General features: G+C 47.1%; 5 protein-coding genes and 1 pseudogene. 3 read left to right on the top strand and 3 right to left on the bottom strand.

Annotated elements, in window-relative coordinates; genetic code table 11:
- Positions 1-194: 194 nt before the first annotated feature.
- A pseudogene (locus O9300_RS04615) lies at positions 195-962 on the bottom strand (nuclease/transposase family protein); the annotation flags it as partial.
- Positions 963-1,277: 315 nt separating this feature from the next.
- Here O9300_RS04615 and pdhA point away from each other — a divergent pair.
- The gene (gene pdhA, locus O9300_RS04610; protein ID WP_287970323.1) at positions 1,278-2,312 is read left to right on the top strand and encodes a pyruvate dehydrogenase (acetyl-transferring) E1 component subunit alpha; all 1,035 of its coding nucleotides are present in this window, start codon (positions 1,278-1,280) and stop codon (positions 2,310-2,312) included.
- Positions 2,313-2,601: 289 nt separating this feature from the next.
- Positions 2,602-3,384: a hypothetical protein gene (locus O9300_RS04605; RefSeq protein WP_287970327.1), complete on the top strand. Its 783-nt coding sequence runs from the start codon at positions 2,602-2,604 to the stop codon at positions 3,382-3,384.
- A 22-nt stretch (positions 3,385-3,406) separates the two neighbouring features.
- Here the strand turns inward: O9300_RS04605 and O9300_RS04600 are convergent, their stop codons facing one another.
- Positions 3,407-3,748, bottom strand: a complete 342-nt coding sequence (locus O9300_RS04600; RefSeq protein ID WP_287970319.1) for a DUF8822 family protein — start codon at positions 3,746-3,748, stop codon at positions 3,407-3,409.
- 34 nt (positions 3,749-3,782) lie between these two features.
- Between O9300_RS04600 and aat the strand changes: the two genes are divergently transcribed.
- Positions 3,783-4,364, top strand: a complete 582-nt coding sequence (gene aat, locus O9300_RS04595) for a leucyl/phenylalanyl-tRNA--protein transferase (protein WP_287970317.1) — start codon at positions 3,783-3,785, stop codon at positions 4,362-4,364.
- Here aat and O9300_RS04590 read toward each other — a convergent pair.
- Positions 4,323-4,506 (bottom strand): hypothetical protein (locus O9300_RS04590; protein WP_287970315.1); only part of this gene is annotated, 184 nt, incomplete at its 5' end. The two genes, aat and O9300_RS04590, sit on opposite strands and share 42 nt — an antisense overlap.

Raw genomic sequence — 4,506 nt, 5'->3', positions numbered from 1 at the left:
TGTGTGTCCCACAGTATTTAATTGTTTTTCGCTCTTACCATGTGGACTTACGATGAAAGCTTTTGTACCAGTGATGGTTAGAGATTTAGGGATTACGGAGTGTCGCTTGTTTCCTGCGTTCCCAAAGTCAACGACTCAATTCAATGCTAACATAGAGTCGCCCTAAAGGGCGAGGTTTTCAACCCAAATTTTCGATGATTTAAGTGCGCTTGGTATCTTCTCTCCCGCCCCGATAGCCGTTTCAATATCTCCCGACACCTACGCCTGGTGGATTTAGTGCCTTGAGACGCTTTCCTTTGCAGAGAAGACCTCACACGACTGTATTTATCCCTCGTTTCCTTGATGCCCTCCCCCGACCACGATTGATCGGTTGATGTTACCGCGATGTCACGACGGCCGAAATCGACCCCGATAATGTTATCCGCGTTGATAGGTTTCGGCGGTTCCGATTTTAGTTGGATGTGGACATACCAACCGCCGTCACGATGTAGGCAGATTTGAGCGGAGGTCGGATTTTGCCAGGTAAGTTTCCCCCGATGGTAATTGCTCGCTCTCAGGGGAATGGTTAACCGTTTCCCCGTGGTGCTAACAGTAATCGCCCAATCTTTCTCGACGAAACGGAAGGTTCGAGCGTCACAGTCGAAACTTGTTGGAGCAAAGTTCTTGACCTTCTTCCCTTGAAGTTTTGCTGTCAAACGATTAGCCGCCACCCGACCGCAAGCTCTGACAACGTGGTTAGCCGTCAATCCGAACCGATCCTTAACGTCCTGATAACAGACGGCTTGAATCGAGTTCCGGTTAGTCAGCCGGGGATTGACGTTCTCGTTAATCCAGCTACAAGCCGACGCAAAAGCCGTACAGGTATCCGACAGCGCTTGTTGTTGTTCGCTACATACTTGAAGCTTGATCACTAGCGTCAGGACTTGTTCCACGGCCTCAAAAAACTCACCAACAGGAAGCATAACATATTTAGAGTCGATGCGCTACGCGCGTTTTATACTGGTCGGCATTCCTCCGCCGCCAACCCGTAGGGTGTAACGGGGGCATCCTGCCGACATCTAAGGTGAATTAAGTGATGTAAGTGAGAGCGGAGCGAGTAAAATAACAAGATACCATCTTATCCTAGCCAATCTCTGACTGACTAAGATTAGATTTGAGAGAGAAAATACCAAGAACCCCTTGGTTTAAGCCTAAAAAATTCACTGCCAGAATTCTCGAAAAATCTACCGCTTCCTCTCCCCTTGCCTTTTTGTTGTCTAAATGATACTACAGACCCTATGATTTCCGAACGTACTTTACCAACCTTTAATCCTGCTTCCATCATTATTACCAAAGCTGAAGGTCTTCGCCTATACGAGGATATGGTTTTGGGGCGGATGTTTGAAGATAAATGTGCCGAAATGTATTATCGAGGCAAAATGTTCGGTTTTGTCCACCTCTACAACGGTCAAGAAGCGATATCTAGCGGTATTATTAAAGCCTTGCGTCAGGGAGAAGATTACGTTTCTAGCACCTATCGCGATCACGTCCACGCCCTCAGTGCCGGAGTTCCCGCTCAAGAGGTAATGGCGGAGTTATTCGGCAAAGCTACGGGCTGTAGTAAAGGACGGGGCGGCTCCATGCATATGTTCTCCGCCGAACATAAGCTTTTAGGGGGTTACGCTTTTGTGGCCGAAGGGATTCCCGTCGCTACCGGGGCTGCTTTTCAAAGTAAGTACCGTCGCGAAGCCATGGCTGATGCCAGTGCCGATCAGGTAACGGTCTGTTTCTTTGGGGATGGGGCGAGTAATAATGGCCAGTTTTTTGAGTGTCTGAATATGGCCGCCCTCTGGAAGTTGCCGATTATCTATGTGGTGGAAAATAATAAGTGGGCGATCGGTATGGCCCACGATCGAGCCACTTCTCAACCGGAAATCTATAAAAAAGCCAGTGTTTTTAGTATGGTCGGTGTGGAAGTGGACGGTATGGATGTGGTCGCCGTTCATGCCGCCGCCAGAGAAGCCGTGGCTCGGGCCCGCGCCGGTGAGGGACCGACTTTGATTGAGGCCTTAACCTATCGTTTCCGGGGTCACTCTCTGGCAGATCCGGACGAGTTACGCAGTGCTGACGAGAAACAATTCTGGGGCGAAAGAGATCCGATCACTCGCTTTGCCGCCTACCTCTACGAGCGAGATCTGGCCACGAGAGAGGAATTAAAAGAAATCGAGCAGAAAATTCAAGCTGAAATCGAGGAAGCGGTTAAATTTGCCGAATCTAGCCCCGAACCCGATCCTAGTGAACTAACTCGCTTTATTTTCGCCGAAGACGAGTAATTTCAGTGATCGGTGATCAGTGATCAGCTGCTGAAGGTAAGGGGCAACAGGTAAGAGGCTCCCAAAAAGAATTTGGCAATTCTCCTACCTAAAAAGAAGGTTAGAAACTAAGTACATCCAAGCTTTTAGCTTAACCAATTAGGTTTTAGATTCGGTCGAGTTTCTTCTTGACTAATCACTGTTTACTGGTTACTGATCACTGATTACAGATGCTTGTTGTTGAAAAAATCCGTAAAAAATAGTTGCGCTCTTGTATAATCCGCTAAAATCCAGAGAAATAGCTTTTGCCATGGCGACTACAGAAGCATTGAACCCCAGTCAGTTCGCATTCTTAACCAACCTCACCGCTGATCGTTCAAGTTCACCCAACCCACAAGAAGAAATGGACAAAGTTATCATTCTCGTTAATGCCGAAGCTCAAGCCAGTGGTCAGATGTCTCGGCTATCGCCCGTTACCGAAAAGATGGTGATTGCCTTAAAAAATGCGGTTCCTAAATCCTTGGCGGTGGAGGTGACGGGGACGGCTTCTTTGTGGTCAAAAATGGAGTCGGGTAAAACCAGCCAGAATAATTTAATCTGGTGTCCCTTAACAATTCAATTGCCCAATTGGGTGAATTTTCCAGGTAAAAAAGTTTATCAAGCTTGTCGGGATATCGAGGAAAGACGCACTTGGGTTGCCCATACCCTGCACTATAAAACCAGTCAGGGAGATTCTTCTTTTGGGGATCTTTGGTTGCCGATCACGGTGACATCTAAGGGTTTAGAATACGGTGAGGTAATCGGAGAAGGCATGATCCCCAACGCCTACAGTCAACCGATTAGTCTGGAAAGAGAGAGTCTTAAGTCTTTACATCGGCTGGCAGCGCAATTACTGGATAATTTACAGGCTCCTGCTTCTGTTTATTTGCTACAGTTTCGTTTGGCTCATCGAGAAGTGGTTTTTGATCGTCTCTGGCCTTTTCCTGCCGCACCTGCGATCGCTTCCCTGCGCGGTCAACAGACGGATCTCTATGCAGCCTACTGGAATTGTTTACGTCGGCAAGCAATGCTCGATCATTCCTTGGCAATTTAATCCAGTAGCAGAGAAAAACAATCTAACTTTGGCCACAACAGCGATCGATCCCTAAACTATCTAAAATTAAATCACTGACGGCGTTAGCGATGGCAAATTCACTATAAAAACTTTCGCGGAAATCAAAAGCTTGCATCTCGGTAACGATCGCAATCACCAAGTTACCGAGATCGTTTTCCCCTTCCAAACGCTGACGCAGAAAAATTTGACTAGCGCGTTCAGCGATAGTTTCATTAATAGCTTCGGGAATAAATTCCGCATCTAACCAACGATGCAAAGCGGTGCGCAACCAAGTTTGTTCCTGTTGGGGATTTTCGATCGGTGGTAAAGTAATCGGCGGAATTGCTGGGGGATGATCAGGCATAATTAGAGAATGATCAGGCTACGAGACTGAATTCTTGGGGGGAGTCGTGGATACCGCCTCTATTATACAAGGATACGCACGCGGTTACTTTCTCATGGCCGATGAGGGGGGCAGATTGGATTGGTATTCTAGTAAAAATCGCGCTCTTATCCCTCTTGATCGGCGTTTTAGGTATCCCAAGTCCCTAAAACGAGTTTTGAATCAAAATCGCTTTAGCGTGGCTATTAACCGCGATTTTGCTGGGGTTTGTGCCGGTTGTGCCGATCGCTCGCTGACTTGGATTTCCCCGGAGTTAATGCAAATCTATCAGCAATTACACCAGGCCGGTTGGGCCTACAGTTTCGAGACTTGGCAAGGGGATCAATTAGCGGGGGGGATTTTAGGTTTAGCAATTCGCGGGGTTTTTATCGGGGAATCGATGTTCTATAAAATTCCCGATGGTTCTAAGGTAGCCATGGTCAAGTTAGTCGAACACCTTAGAGAACGGGATTTCTGTCTATTTGATGCCCAAATGCAAAATCCCCATCTGGCTAGATTTGGGGCCTATACTATCTCCGAAAAAGAATATCATACCCTACTTGAAGGCGCTCTGTTGAAGCATTGCCATTTTGTTTAAGTAGGGCTTGCTGAATAAATCTAAAAACCTTGTTGGATAAGACTTTTGGACTTTTTTCCCCTCAAAAAGTGCCAGCCATTGCGGGGATCGGGGGGAAAATTCCGGGACTTTTTCCCTGAAAATTAGGTAATTGGCCACCTCA

Source organism: Microcystis sp. LE19-195.1E (genome assembly GCF_027532095.1).
Taxonomy (GTDB): domain Bacteria; phylum Cyanobacteriota; class Cyanobacteriia; order Cyanobacteriales; family Microcystaceae; genus Microcystis; species Microcystis aeruginosa.
Note: the sequence above shows the minus strand (reverse complement) of the source record. Positions and strands in the feature narration are given on the sequence as shown.

Coding starts and splice junctions, on each gene's coding strand:
- pdhA (WP_287970323.1), top strand. CDS start 1,278: ATGATTTCCGAACGTACTTTACCAACCTTTAATCCTGCTTCCATCATT.
- O9300_RS04605 (WP_287970327.1), top strand. CDS start 2,602: ATGGCGACTACAGAAGCATTGAACCCCAGTCAGTTCGCATTCTTAACC.
- O9300_RS04600 (WP_287970319.1), bottom strand. CDS start 3,748: ATGCCTGATCATCCCCCAGCAATTCCGCCGATTACTTTACCACCGATC.